The sequence below is a fragment of the Curtobacterium sp. MCSS17_016 genome, from assembly GCF_003234255.2.
Classification (GTDB): domain Bacteria; phylum Actinomycetota; class Actinomycetes; order Actinomycetales; family Microbacteriaceae; genus Curtobacterium; species Curtobacterium flaccumfaciens.
Genome location: NZ_CP126254.1, coordinates 490897 through 508643 on the forward strand (window position 1 = coordinate 490897; position 17747 = coordinate 508643).

A 17747-nucleotide genomic window follows, 5' to 3' on the forward strand; every position below is an offset into this window, starting at 1 on the left:
CACACAGTCGCTTTGACGAGGAAGACCCCTCAGGCCTCGAAGAGGGTGTCGCCGTCGAGCACTGTGGTGCCGACGCTTCCCTGGTTGATGCTGTCCGGCGTTGAACCGAGCACCACGACCGGGCAGATCGGCGAGTAGCCGGCTGCTGAGATCACCGAGGGGGTGAACCGGACGACGGGGTCACCGGCGGTGACGGTGTCGCCCTCGGTCGCGAGGAGCTCGAAGCCCTCGCCGGAGAGCTTCACGGTGTCGATGCCGACGTGCACCAGGACGTCGGTGCCAGCGGCGCCCTGCAGGGCGAACGCGTGCGGGTGCAGCTTGACGATGATGCCGTCGACCGGGGCCACCGCGGTGATCGCACCCTCGACGCCCGTGGGATCGACCGCGACGCCCGCGCCGACCAGCTGCCCGGCGAACACCGGGTCGGGCACGTCGGCGAGGGCGACGACCGGGCCGCCGAACGGGGTGCGGACGACGGTCACAGTTCGTCCTGGATGTCCTGGGCGAGGTTGTCGGCGACCGTGCCGACGATGACCTGCCAGCCGGTGCCGCCACCGATGACCGCCTGGGCTCCGGCTGCCTGCAGGGCGGCCTTGTCGACCAGGTCCCCGTCCTCGACCTCGACACGGAGGCGCGTGATGCAGCCCTCGACCTCTTCGATGTTCTCGGCACCGCCGAGTGCGGCGATGATGTCGGCTGCCTTGATGTCGGCCATCGTTTCCTCCTCGTTAAGGGTTTGCGTCGCAGGTTGACACCGGACCGCTCTCGGATCAGACTACGGAACTGGTCATGACCGGACAGGACCGGACCTGGCGACACCGCCGAGGTTACCTGCGCTGGCTGCACGACTCAACTCACCCCGACAGCTCCACCCAATGACGAGAGGACCTCCGATGAGCGCCACCACTGCCACGGATGTGCCGGAGAAGAAGAAGCCGAAGAAGCAGTCACGGCTGTTCGCACAGGCCCAGCGCCTCGGACGGAGCCTGCTCCTGCCGATCGCGGTCATGCCTGCGGCGGGCATCCTGCTCCGCATCGGCCAGCCCGACCTCCTCGGGGCGATCCCCGGCTTCGGTCAGTGGGCCGGAGTCATCTCGGCGGCGGGAAACGGTGTCTTCAACTGGCTGCCGCTGCTCTTCGCGGTGGGCATCGCGATCGGCTGGGCGAAGAAGTCCGACGGCACCACCGCGCTCGCGGCGGTCGTCGGCTACATGGTCATGTTCGAGGTCTGGAAGGTGATGTCGCCGATCGTCCTCGACGGTGTGAAGGACACCAACGGCGACCAGGCGATGATCAATTTCGGTGTCCTCGGCGGCATCGTGATGGGGCTCGTCTCCGCGGTCATGTGGGAGAAGTTCCACCGCACGAAGATGCCCGACTTCCTCGGATTCTTCTCGGGCCGTCGCCTCGTCCCCATCCTCACCGCGGTCGCGGGTCTCGTCATCGCAGTCGCCATGTCGTTCGTGTACCGCTACTTCGACATTGCGCTCACTGCGGCCGGGACTGCTGTCGCCGACAATCCAGTAATCGGTGGCGGCATCTTCGGGTTCGCGAACCGCATGCTCATCCCGATCGGGCTGCACCAGCTGCTCAACTTCTTCCCGTGGTTCCAGCTCGGAAGCTTCACCGCTGATGGTGGTGTGTGGCACGGGGACGTGGCCCGCTTCCTGCATGGAGATCCGACGGCAGGTACCTTCATGACCGGCTTCTTCCCGATCATGATGTTCGCACTGCCCGCCGGTGCCCTCGCGATCTGGCGCAACGCGAAGCCGCAGAACCGCAAGCTCGTCGGCGGCATCATGCTCTCCGCCGCCCTCACCTCGTTCGTGACCGGCATCACCGAGCCGCTCGAGTACTCGTTCATGTTCGTGGCGTTCCCGCTGTACGTCATCCACGCGGTGCTCACGGGTACCTCGCTCGCCCTGGTGAACGCCCTCGGGATCCACGACGGGTTCTCGTTCTCGGCCGGCGCGATCGACTACGTGCTGAACTTCGGCAAGGCGGACGGGGCGATCTGGCTCATCCCGATCGGCCTCGGCTACGCGGTCGTGTACTACTTCCTGTTCAGTTTCGTGATCAAGAAGTGGAACCTCCGCACGCCCGGCCGTGAAGAGGACACGATCGCCGAGAACACGATCGACGCGGCCACCAAGCCGTAGACGCGAGCGTCTCCATGACGGGAGGCCCGGTGCCAGCTGGCACCGGGCCTCCCGTCCGTCTCCGGGTCGCGCTGAGAGCCCTCATAGCGGTTTTGACAATCGTTATCAGTAGGCGTTAGCGTCGTGCCATGCACAACCGCCTCCTCGCCCTCCCGCTCGTCGCCGGTGCCGCCGCGCTCGCCCTGACCGGGTGCGCCACCTCGTCCGCCTCGGGGGAGGCCAGCGGTGACGGCACGATCAACGTCGTCGCCTCCACCAACGTCTACGGCTCGATCGTCAAGACCATCGGTGGCGACGCCGTCACCGTGACGAGCATCCTGAGCGACCCGTCGCAGGACCCGCACTCGTTCGAGTCGAGCGCCCGCACGCAGCTCTCCGTGTCCAAGGCCGACCTGCTCATCGAGAACGGTGGCGGCTACGACGACTTCATGACGACGCTCGCGAACGCCTCGGACACCAAGGCCGACACCATCAACGTCGTGAAGCTCTCCGGGCTCGACAAGGGCGGCGACGCCGAGTTCAACGAACACGTCTTCTACAGCTACCCGACGATGGTGAAGCTGGTCGACGCGGTCACGAAGGACCTCAGCGCACTGGACGAGAGCGGCAAGGACGCGTTCCAGAAGAACGCCGCCACGCTCACCACCAAGCTCCAGGACCTCGAGTCCCAGACCGACGCGGTCAAGCAGCAGGACGCGGGCGACAAGGTCGCGTACACCGAGCCGGTGCCCGGGTACCTCTTCGACGCGATGGGCCTCGAGAACGAGACCCCGCCGGCCTTCTCCGAGGCGATCGAGGAGGGCGACGACGTCCCGCCGGCGGCCCTCCGCGACACCCTCGCGCTGTTCACCGGCAAGCGCGTGCAGCTCCTCGCCTACAACAACCAGGCGTCCAGCCCCGAGACCGAGCAGGTCCAGAAGGCGGCCGAGCAGAACGACATCCCCGTCGTCGGTGTCACGGAGACGCTCCCCAAGGGGCAGGATTACGTCTCGTGGCAGCAGGCGAACATCGACGCGGTGAAGGCAGCGCTCCAGAAGTGACGACCTCGACCGCAGCAGCGGCGACCCCCAGCCCGGCGACCACCACGGTGGACGACCGGGCTGCAGGTCGTCCGGTCCTCGCGCTCCGCGACGCCGGGTTGTCCTACGGCGCCCGGAAGCTCTGGGCAGGCCTCGACCTCGACCTCGCGCCGGGGGAGTTCGTCGCGGTCCTCGGCCCGAACGGCGCCGGCAAGACCTCACTGCTCCGAACCGTCCTCGGGCAGCAGCGGCTCACGAGCGGCACGATGTCGTTCCTCGGGCAGCCGGTGCACCGCGGCCACCGGAAGATCGGCTACATCCCGCAGCAGCGCCTGATGGAGGCGGGGACGCCCCTGCGCGCGCGGGACATGATCGCCCAGGGCGTGACCGGGCACCGGTGGGGCATCCGACGGGCGTCGAAGGCTGACCGGATGCGCATCGACCGGGCCCTCGACGAGGTCGGCGCCACCGCCTTCGCGGACGCCCCCGTCGCCGAGCTCTCCGGCGGCGAGCAGCAGCGCACCCGCGTCGGGCAGGCCATCGCCGCCGACCCCGCCCTGCTGCTGTGCGACGAACCCCTCATCTCGCTCGACCTGCGGCACCAGCGCGGGATCACCGAGCTCATCGACCGTGAGCGCCGACAGCGCGAGGCTGCCGTGCTCTTCGTGACGCACGACGTGAACCCGATCCTCGACGTCGTCGACCGGGTGCTCTACATCGCCGGCGGTCGGTTCCGGATCGGTTCGCCGGACGAGGTCCTGCGCGCCGACGTGCTCAGCGACCTGTACGGCACGCCCGTCGACGTCGTCCGCACCATGGGACGCATCGTCATCGTCGGGGCCAACGAGGCCCACGAGCACCACCCGGGCGAGGTCGACCCGCACGCCGACCAGCCCGACGAAGGGCGGATCTGATGGACCTGCTGTCGACCGTCTTCTCGTTCCAGGACTACGGCCAGCTCCTCGCGCTGGTGCAGAACTCGATCTGGGCCGGCGCGGTGCTCGGCATCGTCGGTGGGCTCATCGGCCCGTTCGTCGTCGCCCGGAACATGCCGTTCGCCGTGCACGGCATCTCGGAGCTCTCGTTCGCCGGGGCCAGTGCCTCGCTGCTGCTCGGGGTGAACGTGGTGTCCGGCTCGCTCGTCGGGTCGGTCATCGCCGCCCTGCTCATCGGTCTCCTGGGCTCCAGGGCCCGGGAACGCAACTCGATCATCGCCGTCCTCATGCCGTTCGGGCTCGGGCTCGGCATCCTCTGCCTGGCGCTCTACAAGGGCCGGGCCGCCAACAAGTTCGGGCTGCTCACCGGGCAGATCGTCTCGGTCGACAACCCGCAGCTGACGTTCCTGATCGTGGTCGCCGCGATCGTCGTGGCGACGCTGCTCGTCATCTGGCGCCCGCTGATGTTCGCCTCGGTCGACCCCGACGTGGCTGCGGCCGCGGGAATCCCGGTGCGGACCCTCGCGATCGTGTTCATGCTCGTGCTCGGGCTGGCCACCGCCGTGTCGGTGCAGATCGTCGGAGCGTTGCTCGTGCTCTCCCTGCTCGTCACCCCGGCGGCCGCTGCCCTGCGCCTCAGCTCGCACCCGGTCGTCGTGCCGGTGCTGTCGACGGTGTTCGCGGTGACGTCGGTCGTCGGTGGCATCCTGCTGGCACTGGGCGGCGGCCTGCCGATCAGCCCGTACGTGACGACCATCTCGTTCGCGATCTGGGTGGTCTGCCGGATCATCGGGTCGCGACGCGACAAGCGGGGACGCAACCGCGTCGCCGGCCGGAGCCAGCGTGGCGGGGGCGAGCCGGGCCTCCAGGCCGGGACGACGTCGACAGCCGGTCGGAAGGAAGAGGTGTCAGCATGAACGCCGTGCAGAAGACCAAGCGGAACACGTGGCAGCGCGAAGCGGTGCGCGGAGCCCTCGACTCGACCGAGGGGTTCGTCAGTGCGCAGGCGCTGCACCAGCACCTGCGGGACGAGGGATCGACCATCGGTCTGGCCACCGTCTACCGCGCGCTCGCCGACCTGGCCACCGAGGGTGATGCCGACTCGCTACAGCAGGACGGCGAATCGCTGTACCGGGCGTGCACGACGGACGCGCACCACCACCACCTGATCTGCCGGAACTGCGGCAGGACCGTCGAGATCGAGGCGGACCCGGTGGAGCAGTGGGCGCAGGACGTCGCCGCCGCCAACGGGTTCACCAACGCCAGCCACGTCGTCGACATCTTCGGCGAGTGCGCCGTCTGCACGGCAGCCCGCGCGACCGCCGCCACCGACGAGTAACCTGCCCCGCATGCACGTCATCCTGGTCCCCGGGTTCTGGCTCGACGCGAGCGCGTGGGACGACGTCGCCCCGGTGCTCCGGGAAGCCGGGCACTCGGTGCAGGCGGTCACGCGCGATGGCGACACGCTCGACGAGCAGGTCGCCGCGTTGGTCGCGATCCTGGACGACGTCGCGTCCGCCGACGAACCCGTCGTGCTCGCCGGACACTCGGGTGCCGGGCCGATCGCGTACATGGCCGCCGACCAGCGCCCGTCGCTCGTCGCGCACCTGCTCTACGTCGACACGTTCCCGGGGCCCGAGGGCGGGTGCGTCAACGACGAGCTGCCCGTGGTCGACGGGGTCGTACCGCTGCCGTCGTGGGACATCTGGGAACCCGCCACCGTCCGGGGCATGACGCCCGAGGTCCGGCAGGACGTCGAGCACCGAGCGATCCCCGAGCCGGCCTCGGTGCCGTCGGACCGGTTCCACTACGCCGACCCGGCACGGCACACGATCCCGGCGACGATCATCACCTGCGAGATCCCCGCCGCAGAGCTGCTGGCGATGGTGGCGGACCACCAGGCCTGGGCGGCGGAGCTCGTCGCGACCGAGGAACTCTCCATCGTCGGGCTCGAGACCGGCCACTGGCCGATGTTCACGGCGCCGCAGCAGCTCGGGGAGCTGATGGTGCAGGCGCTCGCGCCCAAGCCGACGCAGGCGCCGTAGGCCACACACGCCGTCGGCGACGCACGCCGTCGGCGACGCACGCCGTCGGCGACGCGTCGGGCATGACGCCGAGACGGACCGCAGCCCGCCCCGCGTAGCGTCCCGCCCGTGGACCTCGCAGCCTGGACGCAGTGGGCCGGCGCGTCCGACTACGACGTCGCCCGGTTCGTGCTGCAGCGTGGCGTCGCGGCGATCGCCTGCCTCGCCTTCCTGTCCGCCCTCGCCCAGTTCCCGGTGCTCGTCGGGGAACACGGCCTGCTCCCGGTGCCCCGGTTCATGGAGCGCCCGTACGCCCGCCGACTGCCGGTGGTCTGGCGGTGGTGGCGCTACACCGACCGACGGTTGCGGCTGCTCGCCGGCGGGGGAGCGGTGGTGTCCTTCGCCCTGGTCGCCGGTGTCCCGCAACGGGCCCCCTGGTGGGTGCCGATGCTGTGCTTCCTGCTGCTCTGGCTGGCGTACCTGTCGATCTCCGACGTCGGGCAGACCTTCTGGGCCTTCGGGTGGGAGTCCCTGCTGGTCGAGACGCTGTTCACCGTCGCGTTCCTCGGCTCCGACGACGCCGCCCCGCCGATCGTCGTGCTCGTCGCGCTGCGCTGGCTGGTGTTCCGGCTCGAGTTCGGTGCCGGCATGATCAAGATGCGCGGAGACCGCTCCTGGCGTGACCTGACGGCGCTGTACTACCACCACGAGACGCAGCCGATGCCGAACCCGGTGTCGCGGACGGCCCACCTGCTGCCCCGCCCCGTGCACCGGTTCGAGACGCTCGGCAGCCACTTCGTGCAGCTGGTCGTGCCGTTCTTCCTCTTCGCGCCGCAGCCCGTGGCGTCGATCGCCGCCGCACTCGTCCTGCTCACCCAGCTCTGGTTGGTGGTCTCCGGCAACTTCGCCTGGCTGAACTGGATCACCCTCGTCCTGGCCTTCGCCGCGATCGACGACCGGTCGGTGGCGGCGGTGCTGCCCTGGCTGCACGACAGCGTCGAGGCCGGGCCGACCGCGACGCCGGTCTCCTTCGTCGCGGTGACGGTCGCCGTCGGGCTGCTGCTCGCCTGGTTGTCCTGGCCGGCCGCGAAGAACCTGGTGTCGCGGCGGCAGCTCATGAACGCCTCGTTCAACCGGTGGCACCTGGCGAACGCCTACGGTGCCTTCGGCAGCGTGACGCAGCAGCGCGACGAGGTCATCGTCGAGGGAACCCTGGCCGAGGACCCGTCCGACGAGGACTGGCAACCGTACGAGTTCCGCGGCAAGCCGGGCGACCCGAGGCGTCGGCCCGGGCAGTTCGCGCCGTACCACCTGCGGCTCGACTGGCTGATGTGGTTCCTGGCCCTCGGTGCCGACGACCGGTGGTTCCGGGTGTTCGTCGTGCGGCTGCTCGAGGCCGACCGGCCCACGCTGCGGCTGCTCGCCGACGACCCGTTCGACGGGGAACCGCCGCGCTGGGTCCGCGCACGGATGTTCCACTACCGGTTCGCCACCCGGGCGGAGCGGCGGGAGACGGGCCTGTACTGGATCCGGCGGGAGCGGTACCTGCTCATGGCACCGGTCGGGCTCCCGCGCGGTCGTGCCGCGGAGGGTGGTTCGTCCACTTCGTGAGCAGGAACGGTCGGGTCGAGGTGCCCGACCCGACCGTTCCTGCTCACGATCGCGGGCGGTGGGGGCGACCAACGGCGCCACGTGAGCGGGACGGTCGGCCGCCACGGGCCTCCAGGCCTGGAGGCGCGGCTTGCGACACGCCCGGTCCTCGCGTAACGTGGACCCCTGGTTCTCCGCGTCCGCGCGGCGGGCCCGTTGTTCCAAGCCCTCCGACCGTCGCGAACGCCGCGGTCGCGCGGTGTCCGGCTCTCCTTCGACAGGGGATGCGGACCTGGGCGGTGCACACAACCCCCTCGCACGGCCACCCCGGTGGCACTGCGCGTGTGCACCAGGCAAGTGAACTTGGGTGCGGCCGTCCGGTCGCACGGTACTCAGGAGGAAACCATGGCAGCAGTGTGCCAGGTGACCGGCGCCGTTCCCGGCTTCGGTCACAACATCTCGCACTCGCACCGCCGGACGAAGCGTCGCTTCGACCCGAACGTGCAGAAGAAGACGTACTACGTGCCCTCGCTTCGTCGTAACGTCACGCTCACGCTCAGCGCGAAGGGCATCAAGGTGATCGACGCACGTGGCATCGAGTCCGTCGTCAAGGATCTCCTCGCCCGTGGGGAGAAGATCTGATGGCGAAAAAGGGTCAGGACATCCGTCCGATCATCAAGCTCCGCTCGACGGCGGGCACCGGGTTCACCTACGTGACCAAGAAGAACCGTCGGAACAACCCCGACCGACTCGTGCTCAAGAAGTACGACCCGGTGATCCGCAAGCACGTCGACTTCCGTGAGGAGCGCTAAGCATGGCGAAGAAGAGCAAGATCGCGAAGAACAACCAGCGTGCCGTCATCATCGCGCGCTACGCCGAGCGTCGTCTCGAGCTGAAGAAGGCCCTCGTGGACCCGAACGGCACCGACGAGTCGCGTGAGGCCGCCCGCGTGGGTCTGCAGAAGCTGCCCCGCGACGCATCGCCCATCCGTTACCGCAACCGCGACGCCATCGACGGCCGCCCCCGTGGCCACCTCGGTGAGTTCGGCATCAGCCGTGTCCGTTTCCGTGACATGGCCCACCGCGGCGAGCTCCCCGGCATCACGAAGAGCTCCTGGTAAGCACTCGCAGTACACGACGCCCCGTCACCTCCTGGTGGCGGGGCGTTCGCTGTGTACGGGGTACATGCGAGCCGTCATTCGTCACATCTGTCCCTCCAGTACCCCCTCGGAGCCCCGACAACCCCGGAAATCCGGGCGAGTCGGCGGTTTTCACCCCCGGCGGCTGGTAGGTTCAACTCCGGTTCCGCCGGGCCCTCGGCCCACTGGCACCGTGGCACGGGGCAACCGCTCCGGGCGCCGGACGACACGTGCGTCCGACCGATACTGCAAGAAGTCCGAGGAGGACATCCATGGCTGACAAGTCACTGAACCGCACCGAGCTCGTCGCTGCCGTCGCCGCTGAGTCCGGCCAGAGCCAGGCCACCGTCAACGGCGTCGTCGACGCGCTCTTCAGCGTCGTCTCGTCGTCCGTCGCCGACGGCACGAAGGTCACGATCCCCGGTTGGATCGCCTTCGAGAAGACGCACCGCGCCGCCCGCACCGGCCGCAACCCGCAGACGGGTGACGCCATCGAGATCGCCGCGAGCGACTCGGTCAAGGTCAGCGCCGGCTCGAAGCTCAAGGCTGCGGTCAAGTAAGACTGTTCCGCGCATCGAGAGGGACGGCTTCGGCCGTCCCTTTCGTCGTTCCCAGGGCGCGCGGGCGCGTGGTGCGCGGGTCCTGGCCTGGAGGCCCGTGCCGGTTTGCACAGATCGGCCCGCCCCGTCCGTCGGCCGGGTGCGCACCGCCTAGGCTTGACGGGTGAATCGGATCGCGCGCATCGCCGGTCCCGCCGTGCTCCTGCTCGTCGGGTTCGTGGCGCTGCTCACGGCACTCGTCATCGGTGGGGGCGCGAACCCCGCACTCATCGCCGATCCGGGGCCCGGCGTCCGCTTCGGGCTGCCGATCGCCCGGCTCGTCGTCGACCTGTCCGCGGCCACCACGATCGGTGGGCTCGCACTGGCGACCATCGGCCTCTCGCGCTCCGGCCCCGAGTGGAACCGCGCGATCGACGTCGCTGCCGGGGCCAGTGGTGTCTGGACGGTCGCGTCGGCCGTCGCCACGTTCTGCACGTTCCTCAGCGTGGCCGGTTCGCGCATCAGCATCGACGAGCAGTTCGGGCAGTCGATGGGGGTCTTCCTCACCGGCACCGAGCTCGGGCTCGCCTGGCTCGTGACCGTCCTCGTCGCCGCGGCCGTCACGGTGCTCTGCTTCGCCGTCCGTTCGCGGGGCATGGTCGCCCTGACCGCCGCGGTCTCGATGATCGGTCTCATCCCGCTCGCACAGCAGGGCCACGCCGCCGGTACCGCGAGCCACGACGCCGCCGTGACCGCACTGGGGCTGCACCTGGTCGGTGCGGCGCTGTGGGTCGGTGGGCTCGTCATGCTCGTGCTGCTGCGCGGGGTGCTGCCCGGAGACCGGCTGGCCGTGGTCGTGGCGCGGTACTCGAGCATCGCCCTCGGCTGCTTCGTGCTCGTCGCCGTCTCGGGTACCGCGTCGGCGCAGATCCGCGTCGGGGCGCTGTCGAACCTGTTCACCCCGTACGGCACGCTCGTCCTGGTGAAGATCGGTGCGATCGTCGCCATCGGGGTCCTCGGCGCGGTGCAGCGCCGTCGGGCCATCCGTGCGCTGACCACCTCGCCCGGTCGGCAGCGGCCCTTCTGGACCCTCATCGTCGTCGAACTCGCGGTGATGGGTGTGGCGTCGGGGTTCGCCGCGGCACTCGGACGGACCGCCACCCCGGTCGACCAGATCGCCCTGAGCAAGACCACCGACCCGAGCCCGGCGGAGCTCCTGACCGACGACCTGCTGCCGCACGCGCCCGGTGCGTGGGGCTGGCTGACCGAGTGGAACATCGACCTGTTCTGGCTGATGGCCGCCGTGCTGCTCGCCGCGACCTACGTGGCCGGCGTCGTGCGACTGCGGCGGAGCGGCGTGCGGTGGCCGGCGCGTCGCTCGATCGCCGCGGCCCTGGCGGTCGTGTCCCTGGTGGTCGCGACCTCGGGCTCGCTGCATCAGTACGACCGGTTCCTCGTCTCGGCGAACGTCGGTGCCCACGTGCTGCTCGGCCTGGTGGTCCCCGCCCTGGTGTGGGCGGCGGCACCCGTCGCGTTGATCCGCGCCGCCGTGCACCCCCGGAACGACGACAGCACGGGGGTGCGTGAGTGGACCGACGTCATCGTCGAGCACCCCTCCGTGCGGTACCTGGCCCAGCCGTTCCCCGCGTTCCTGCTCGCGGCGGCCCTGTGGTGGGCCTTCTTCGCCACTGATGCCGTCCGGTGGTCGGTGAGCGACCCCACCGGTCGTACCGTCAGCGACGCCGTGTTCCTGCTGGTCGGGCTGCTGGCCGTCCCGACGCTCTGCACACCGATCCCTGCCGGGCACCGTCGCCCGACCACGGCTGCCGCCGCCGTCCGGATCGTCGGGGCGATGGTGATCGCGGCGGGCACCGTCTCGCTCGGGATCGCGATGCGCGGGCCGCTCGGGCTGCTGCAGGCATCGTGGTTCGGTGCGATGGGCCGGACGTGGGGGCCGGATCCGCTCGTCGACCAGGCCCGGGCCGGGCTCGTGCTGATCGTCGCCGGGGTGCTGCTCCTGGTGACCGTGGTCGTGGTGGTGCTCGTGCGGCTGCGGCGTGACGGGGGAGACCCGGCCCACGCCGTTGACGCAGTTGCTGCCGGCGACGCAGCTGTGGCCGGCCCGACCGCCGCCGCCGAGCCCGCTTCCCGGGTTGACCAGGACGACCTGGACTTCGACGACGGCAGCGACGACCTCGAACCCTCGCCCGGAGCGGACGCTCGATGAGCATCGAGCTGAGCGACGAACAGCGCGCCGTCTTCGAGTACATCGAGCACACCCGAGACCACGTGTTCATCACCGGCCGGGCCGGCACGGGCAAGTCCACGCTCCTCAACCACCTGTCGTGGAACACCGAGAAGCAGGTCGTCATCTGCGCCCCGACCGGGGTCGCTGCGCTCAACGTCGGCGGCCAGACGATCCACTCGCTCTTCCGGCTGCCGATCGGGCTCATCGCCGACGCCGAGCTGCGGCAGGGCCCGGACACCCGCAAGCTCCTCAACACGATCGACACCCTGGTCATCGACGAGGTGTCGATGGTCAACGCCGACCTGCTCGACGGCATGGACCGGTCGCTCCGCAAGGCCCGCGGCCGGCAGTTCGAGCCGTTCGGCGGTGTGCAGGTCGTGATGTTCGGCGACCCGTACCAGCTGCCCCCGGTACCGGGCGACGCCGACGAGCGCGCCTACTTCACCGACCACTACCGGTCGATGTGGTTCTTCGACGCCAAGGTGTGGCTCGAGGCCGAGCTCAACATCATCGAGCTCGCCACGGTGCACCGGCAGCGCGACGACGCCTTCGCCGCGATGCTCACCGCCGTCCGGCACGGTCGGGTCACCGCGGACATCGCCGAGCAGCTCAACACCGCCGGGGCACGTCCGGCGCCGGACGACGCCATCACCCTGGCGACCCGCAACGACACCGTCGCCCGGATCAACAAGGCGGCCCTCGAGCGGCTGCCCGGCAAGGTGAAGACCGCCAAGGCCGACGTCAACGGCGACTTCGGCGGACGGAACTTCCCGGCCGACGAAGCCCTCGAGCTGAAGCCCGGCGCGCACGTGATGTTCCTGCGCAACGACGCCGACCAGCGCTGGGTGAACGGCACCCTGGGCATCGTGACGGCCATCCGCGACACCGTGTGGGTCGACGTCGACGGTGAGTCGTTCGAGGTCCAGCCGTCGGTGTGGGAGAAGTTCAAGTACTCGTACGACGCGGACAAGAAGGAACTCAAGAAGGACACCGTCGGGGAGTTCCAGCAGTTCCCGCTCCGACTGGCCTGGGCCGTGACCATCCACAAGTCACAGGGCAGCACCTACGACCGGGCCGTGGTCGACCTCGGCAACCGGGTGTTCAGCGCGGGCCAGACGTACGTGGCGCTGTCGCGGCTGACCTCCCTCGAGGGGCTGTTCCTCACCCGGCCGCTCCGGCCGCAGGACATCATCGTCGACCTGGACGTCCGACGCTTCATGTCCGAGGCGCCCCGCATCGTCGCCACCGAGCTCGAGGCCCCGAAGAAGCAGCCCGACGCCGACTCCGACGCCGACTGACGCGTCCGACTGACCCGTTGGGTCCGCTTCGGCCTCACGCCGCCGGGCACGCGCGCCTGCCTGCCCGGTCGCACACTGCCGAGCGGTCACGGCTCCCCGTCGGTCCTGCGCCGAGTGGTCACTCGTCGTCGCCTGAACGCTCCGCATCCGACAGTTCGTGACCGGCCGACGCACCTGAGCGGGGAGTCGTGACCGCACGACACCCCCGCCGGACGACACCGCCGCCGGACCACCCCGCCGAACCGCCCCGCCCCCGCACACACGACGACGCCCGCCTGCCGGAGCGGCAGACGGGCGTCGGGAGTGCAGTCGAGCGGGTGCGTCAGGCGCGCGCCGCTCGCAGTGCGCGGAGGTTCTCCTTGTCGGCACCGAGCGCGGTGAGCAGCAGGAGCACACCGACGATCGCGTGGAACACGTTGTCCGTGGTGTTCAGCGCGAAGACGTTGGCCGAGGTGTCGACGAAGACGAAGCCGTACACCGCGAAGAGGACGAGCAGGGCGCCGACGAGCAGGTTGCCGTTGCGCGATCCGACGGTGTTGCCGAGGCCGGTGATGAGCAGCACCGCGGCGAGCAGCACCCACACCAGGCAGAGCGCCGGGTTCACGCCGAACGCGTTCCACAGCATGCCGCCCTGGCGGTTGAAGAAGCCCGGGTCGCCGTCCGCGGCGAAGAAGAAGCCCAGGACGCCCCAGAGTGCGAGGACGCCGCCGGCCGTGAGTGCGAGACCCCGGTTCGGCGAGGCGATGATGCCCGGTTCCTTGATGGCCACTTCGGTTTCCTCCTCGTACACTGCCGACGCGACGTGCGTCGGTCCCGCGTGGTGCGACGGCCCGGCGGGGATCACCGATCCCCTCGTGTCAGCGCGCAGTGCACGGCCGACGGGGGTGCGGTTCCCAGCCTCCGGCCGGTGCTCCAACGGTATCGTGTCGGACCCCGACCGACCCAATCGCAGCGCCGCCGCCAGTCGTGCGACGAGCCCGACGACGACCACTCCGAGGAGGACCAGCCCGGTGACCTTGACACCCGAGCGCAGTGCATCCGAGTCGCGCGGACCGTGGGTCTCGCGGCGGGGGCGGTGGGCTGCGCTGGCGGCTCTGGGGTTCGTGATCGTGCCTCTCGTCTACGGGGTCGCGGTGCTGACCCCGGTCGGTCAGAAAGCGGAGGACGCCGCGCTCGGCGGGGTCCGGGAGTCCGACCTGTTCAGCTCGGACACTGCGCTCAACGTCATCTCGGTGCCGGTGATCCTGTTGCTCGTCGTCGTGATCGTCGCCGTGGCGTTCGCCAGACGGCGGCTCTCGGTGGGACTCGGCGCGGGGGTCGTGGTGCTCGCGTCGGCGGCCACCTCGACGCTCCTCAAGCGTATCGCCGTGCGCCCTGAGATCGCTCAGTCGACGACGCCGAACTCGTTCCCGTCCGGGCACGCGACGATCGCACTGGCGGCGCTGTTCGCGGTCCTGATGGTCACGCCTCGCCGGTTCCGCCCGCTGGTGACCATCGTCGGCGTCGGGTACGCGGTATTCGTGGCGAACCAGACCGTGGTCTACGGGTGGCACCGGGTCAGCGACATCATCGGCGCATGCGCGATCGCGATGTTCTGGCTCGGGATCGTCCGGGCGGTCGGACCCCGGGTCGACCGGGGGCTCCGGGGCGACCGTGACGGTCGGCGGGGGCCGCGGCGGGTGGTGAGCGTCGTGCTCCTCGTCGCGACCGGGCTCACGCTGGTGATCGGTGTCGCGGCGCTCGTGGTCGGCCTGACCGGTGACGGCGCGTACGACCACGCCGCGATCCTGGTGGCGGGGCGGTTGGCGTCCAGCGCGAGCGTCCTGGCGGTCGTGACCATCGTGTGGTTCCTCGACGGGATGCACCACGCCGCGCGCACCGACCCGGCCACGCTGCCGACCGCCCGCTGACCCGGCCACGTTGCCCGCCGCCGGCTGACCCGGGGAGCCGAGCCGGGCCTCCCGGCCGCCCGTCCGACGGGCGCGAGCCTGGCGGGAATGCCACGCCGTGCGCTACGTTGTACCGAGCAAGTCGATGCAAACGCATCGATATCGCGAAAGGCGGCGCATCATGCAGTTCGGCATCTTCACGGTCAGTGACGTCACGACCGACCCCACGACCGGCACCACGCCGGACGACACCCGGCGCGTCCGCGACATCCTGACGATCGCCGAGCACGCCGACCAGGCCGGGCTCGACGTCTTCGCGACCGGTGAGCACCACAACCCGCCGTTCGTGGCCTCGTCGCCGACCACGCTGCTCGCCTACCTCGCGGCGAAGACGAAGGACATCACCCTGTCCACGTCGACGACCCTGATCACCACCAACGACCCGGTGCGCATCGCCGAGGAGTACGCGATGCTCCAGGTCGTGTCCGACGGTCGCATGGACCTGATGATGGGCCGCGGCAACACCGGCCCCGTGTACCCGTGGTTCGGGCAGGACATCCGCCAGGGCGTCAACCTGGCGATCGAGAACTACGCGCTCGTCCGCCAGCTCTGGGAGAACGACGTCGTCAACTGGCAGGGCAAGTTCCGCACGCCGCTGCAGGGCTTCACCTCGACCCCGCGTCCGCTCGACGGTGTCCCGCCGTTCGTCTGGCACGGCTCGATCCGCACGCCGGAGATCGCCGAGCAGGCGGCCTACTACGGTGACGGCTTCTTCCACAACAACATCTTCTGGCCGATCCAGCACACCGAGCAGATGGTCGGCCTGTACCGCCAGCGCTTCGAGCACTACGGGCACGGCCGCGCCGACCAGGCGATCGTCGGGCTCGGTGGGCAGTTCTTCGCGCGGAAGAACTCGCAGGACGCGATCAACGAGTTCCGGCCCTACTTCGACAACGCCCCGGTCTACGGCCACGGCCCCTCGATGGAGGACTTCACCGCCCAGACCCCGCTCACCGTCGGTTCGCCGCAGCAGGTCATCGACCGGTACGCGGCGATGAAGGACCACGTCGGCCACTACCAGCGCCAGCTGTTCCTCATCGACCACGCCGGTCTGCCGCTCAAGACGGTGCTCGAGCAGATCGACATCCTGGCCACGGACATCGTGCCGGAGCTGCGCAAGCTGAACGACGAGGGTCGCCCCGCCGACGTCCCGTCGGACCCGCCGTCGCACGCGGCACGTGCTGCTGCCGCGATGGCGGCCGGCACGGTCGGCAGCGACCACGTCGCCGCCGAGGACGAGTGGACGGGCGCGTCGGTCTGACGCTCGCTTCGTGAGCAGGAACGGTCGGGTCCCGCGAGGTGACCCGACCATTCCTGCTCACCATGCGCGGTGGGCGCGACCCACAGACGGACGGGAGGCGCCGTGCCAGCTGGCGCCGGGCCTCCCGTCCGTCTCGGCGCGCGTGCTCGGACCGCACTCGCCTCACGGGGTCAGCGACACCTCACGGGGTCGCTGGTGCGTGAGCTGTCGCTCAGCGCGTGAGCTCGGCAGCGGGCTCGGCGACGGGGCGGGCCGGCACGAGCTTGAGGCCGACGACGCACCCGACGATGCCGGCGATGAAGAGCAGGCGCAGCACCGTGACCGGTTCGGCGCCGGTGGCCATGCCCCACAGCACCGTGAGCGCGGCGCCGGTGCCGGTCCACACCGCGTACGCCGTGCTGATCGGGATGTGCTTCAAGACGTAGCCGAAGGCGACCAGGCTGATCACGATCGTGACGGCGAACACGACCGTCGGGCGGAGCTCGGTGAAACCGTCGCTCTCGCCGAGGGCGGTCGCCCAGACGGTCTCGAGCGCGGCGCTGACGAACAGGACGATCCAGGCCACGTCAGCTCACCACCTTGAGGCCGATGACGCACGCCACCAGGCCGAAGACCAGGGCGAGGCGGGCGAAGGACGCGGCCTCCTGTCGGCGGAGGATCGCGACGACCACGGTCAGGGACGCCCCGATGCCGACCCAGACGGCGTACGCGGTGCCGACGGGGATGCTCTTCATCGCGAACGCCAGCCCCACCATGCTCAGCGCCATCCCTGCGACGAACACGATCGTGGGGACGACCTTCTTGAAGCCGTTCGAGGCGCTGAGGGCGGTGGCCCAGACGGCCTCGAGCACGCCGCTGAGCACGAGGATTGCCCATGCCATGACGATGTCCTTTCCTGCGGGAGTCATTCGTTCTCGTTGTCGTACGACTGTGCGACAACGACCTTGACGGTAGCACGAGTTCGTACGACTGTGCGAGTATGGCGTCGTGGCCAGGAGCATGGACGTCGACGAACGGCGCCGCACCGTGTCCGAGGCGGCGTGCCGGGTCCTCGTGCGCGACGGGCTCGGAGCGTTGAGCGTGCGGAACGTCGCCGCCGAGGCCGGACTGCCGCCGAGCACGGTCCGCTACACGTTCCCGACCCAGGCGAGCGTCCGCGAGCACACCATCACGCTCGTGTTCGACCGGATCCGCGAGCGCATCGACGCCATCCCCGCTGACCTGACGCCGGCCCGACGCGCACGCCGGATCGTGCTCGAACTGCTGCCCCTCGACGAGGAGCGGGTCGTCGAGCTCGAGGTCTACCTGGCACTCGGCAACGCCGCGCTCACCGACGTCGGGCTCCGGCCGACGCTCGACCGGACCGTCGCGGCGATGCGGACGTGGTGCGAGGAGGTCCTCGGGTTGCTCGGGGTACCGGCGGACGACCGGGAGTACGAGGCCTGCCGCCTCCACGCGCTCCTGGACGGACTCGCGATGCAGGTCGTCCGGCTGGCTCCGGGGGAGCCCGGCGACTGGGCGATCGACGTGCTCGACCGGCACCTCGACGGCGTCACCGCGGGTTGAGCCGCCCCGTGCGCAGCCCCG

21 protein-coding genes are annotated in these 17747 nt (G+C 70.1%); 16 read left to right on the forward strand and 5 right to left on the reverse strand.

The features are described from left to right. Window positions 1-29 precede the first annotated feature (29 nt). Together DEJ19_RS02470 and DEJ19_RS02475 are read right to left on the reverse strand one after the other, a co-directional pair. Window positions 30-482, reverse strand: a complete 453-nt coding sequence (locus tag DEJ19_RS02470; protein ID WP_111233113.1) for a PTS sugar transporter subunit IIA — start codon at window positions 480-482, stop codon at window positions 30-32. Next, window positions 479-715, reverse strand: coding sequence for a PTS sugar transporter subunit IIB (locus DEJ19_RS02475; protein ID WP_027464959.1), 237 nt, complete (start codon window positions 713-715; stop codon window positions 479-481). The genes DEJ19_RS02470 and DEJ19_RS02475 overlap by 4 nt, the downstream gene beginning before the upstream one ends. A gap of 178 nt (window positions 716-893) precedes the next feature. Here DEJ19_RS02475 and DEJ19_RS02480 point away from each other — a divergent pair, with 178 nt between their 5' ends. The 13 genes from DEJ19_RS02480 (at window position 894) to DEJ19_RS02540 (ending at window position 12950) form a co-directional block, all read left to right on the forward strand. Continuing rightward, the gene (locus DEJ19_RS02480; RefSeq protein ID WP_111233114.1) at window positions 894-2159 is read left to right on the forward strand and encodes a PTS transporter subunit EIIC; all 1266 of its coding nucleotides are present in this window, start codon (window positions 894-896) and stop codon (window positions 2157-2159) included. Window positions 2160-2287: 128 nt separating this feature from the next. Beyond that, complete coding sequence (locus DEJ19_RS02485; protein ID WP_111233115.1) at window positions 2288-3199, forward strand: metal ABC transporter solute-binding protein, Zn/Mn family; 912 nt, start codon at window positions 2288-2290, stop codon at window positions 3197-3199. Window positions 3200-3246: 47 nt separating this feature from the next. Next, window positions 3247-4092 (forward strand): metal ABC transporter ATP-binding protein, encoded by an 846-nt coding sequence (locus DEJ19_RS02490; RefSeq protein ID WP_111233165.1) that lies wholly within the window; start codon window positions 3247-3249, stop codon window positions 4090-4092. Continuing rightward, window positions 4092-5030, forward strand: a complete 939-nt coding sequence (locus DEJ19_RS02495; protein WP_111233116.1) for a metal ABC transporter permease — start codon at window positions 4092-4094, stop codon at window positions 5028-5030. The genes DEJ19_RS02490 and DEJ19_RS02495 overlap by 1 nt, the downstream gene beginning before the upstream one ends. Continuing rightward, complete coding sequence (locus tag DEJ19_RS02500; protein ID WP_027464954.1) at window positions 5027-5452, forward strand: Fur family transcriptional regulator; 426 nt, start codon at window positions 5027-5029, stop codon at window positions 5450-5452. The genes DEJ19_RS02495 and DEJ19_RS02500 overlap by 4 nt, the downstream gene beginning before the upstream one ends. Before the next feature lie 10 nt (window positions 5453-5462). Further along, window positions 5463-6158: an alpha/beta fold hydrolase gene (locus DEJ19_RS02505; RefSeq protein WP_071246243.1), complete on the forward strand. Its 696-nt coding sequence runs from the start codon at window positions 5463-5465 to the stop codon at window positions 6156-6158. A 108-nt stretch (window positions 6159-6266) separates the two neighbouring features. Then, window positions 6267-7748 carry a lipase maturation factor family protein gene (locus tag DEJ19_RS02510; RefSeq protein ID WP_111233117.1) on the forward strand — a complete coding sequence of 494 codons (1482 nt, stop codon included), beginning with the start codon at window positions 6267-6269 and terminating at the stop codon, window positions 7746-7748. Window positions 7749-8132: 384 nt separating this feature from the next. Further along, on the forward strand, window positions 8133-8369 hold the full coding sequence (gene rpmB / locus DEJ19_RS02515; protein WP_027464952.1) for a 50S ribosomal protein L28: 237 nt from the start codon (window positions 8133-8135) through the stop codon (window positions 8367-8369). After that, complete coding sequence (rpmG, locus tag DEJ19_RS02520) at window positions 8369-8539, forward strand: 50S ribosomal protein L33 (protein WP_017886456.1); 171 nt, start codon at window positions 8369-8371, stop codon at window positions 8537-8539. Before rpmB ends, rpmG begins: the two co-directional genes overlap by 1 nt. 2 nt (window positions 8540-8541) lie before the next feature. Then, window positions 8542-8847, forward strand: a complete 306-nt coding sequence (gene rpsN, locus DEJ19_RS02525; RefSeq protein WP_017886455.1) for a 30S ribosomal protein S14 — start codon at window positions 8542-8544, stop codon at window positions 8845-8847. Window positions 8848-9137: 290 nt separating this feature from the next. Beyond that, window positions 9138-9425, forward strand: a complete 288-nt coding sequence (locus DEJ19_RS02530) for an HU family DNA-binding protein (RefSeq protein WP_017886454.1) — start codon at window positions 9138-9140, stop codon at window positions 9423-9425. 163 nt (window positions 9426-9588) lie between these two features. Beyond that, entirely contained in the window at window positions 9589-11631 is a 2043-nt protein-coding gene (locus tag DEJ19_RS02535) for a bifunctional copper resistance protein CopD/cytochrome c oxidase assembly protein (RefSeq protein ID WP_111233118.1), read from the forward strand. Continuing rightward, a complete protein-coding gene (locus DEJ19_RS02540; protein WP_071404912.1) occupies window positions 11628-12950 on the forward strand; it encodes an ATP-dependent DNA helicase in 1323 nt (440 codons plus the stop codon). The genes DEJ19_RS02535 and DEJ19_RS02540 overlap by 4 nt, the downstream gene beginning before the upstream one ends. Window positions 12951-13272: 322 nt before the next feature. On the opposite strand, the gene DEJ19_RS02545 is transcribed toward DEJ19_RS02540, so the two are convergent. Continuing rightward, window positions 13273-13719, reverse strand: a complete 447-nt coding sequence (locus DEJ19_RS02545) for a DUF4383 domain-containing protein (RefSeq protein ID WP_181435863.1) — start codon at window positions 13717-13719, stop codon at window positions 13273-13275. Window positions 13720-13960: 241 nt separating this feature from the next. On the opposite strand from DEJ19_RS02545, the gene DEJ19_RS02550 reads away from it, so the two are divergent. Beyond that, window positions 13961-14860, forward strand: a complete 900-nt coding sequence (locus DEJ19_RS02550; RefSeq protein WP_181441515.1) for a phosphatase PAP2 family protein — start codon at window positions 13961-13963, stop codon at window positions 14858-14860. A 160-nt stretch (window positions 14861-15020) separates the two neighbouring features. Then, complete coding sequence (locus tag DEJ19_RS02555; protein WP_071404914.1) at window positions 15021-16160, forward strand: CE1758 family FMN-dependent luciferase-like monooxygenase; 1140 nt, start codon at window positions 15021-15023, stop codon at window positions 16158-16160. Window positions 16161-16371: 211 nt separating this feature from the next. Here the strand turns inward: DEJ19_RS02555 and DEJ19_RS02560 are convergent, their stop codons facing one another. Both DEJ19_RS02560 and DEJ19_RS02565 read right to left on the reverse strand, forming a co-directional pair. Beyond that, entirely contained in the window at window positions 16372-16725 is a 354-nt protein-coding gene (locus tag DEJ19_RS02560) for a DMT family transporter (RefSeq protein ID WP_111233120.1), read from the reverse strand. A gap of 1 nt (window position 16726) precedes the next feature. Continuing rightward, on the reverse strand, window positions 16727-17041 hold the full coding sequence (locus DEJ19_RS02565) for a DMT family transporter (protein WP_027464946.1): 315 nt from the start codon (window positions 17039-17041) through the stop codon (window positions 16727-16729). A gap of 106 nt (window positions 17042-17147) precedes the next feature. On the opposite strand from DEJ19_RS02565, the gene DEJ19_RS02570 reads away from it, so the two are divergent. After that, the gene (locus DEJ19_RS02570) at window positions 17148-17726 is read left to right on the forward strand and encodes a TetR/AcrR family transcriptional regulator (protein ID WP_258377386.1); all 579 of its coding nucleotides are present in this window, start codon (window positions 17148-17150) and stop codon (window positions 17724-17726) included. Window positions 17727-17747 lie beyond the last annotated feature (21 nt).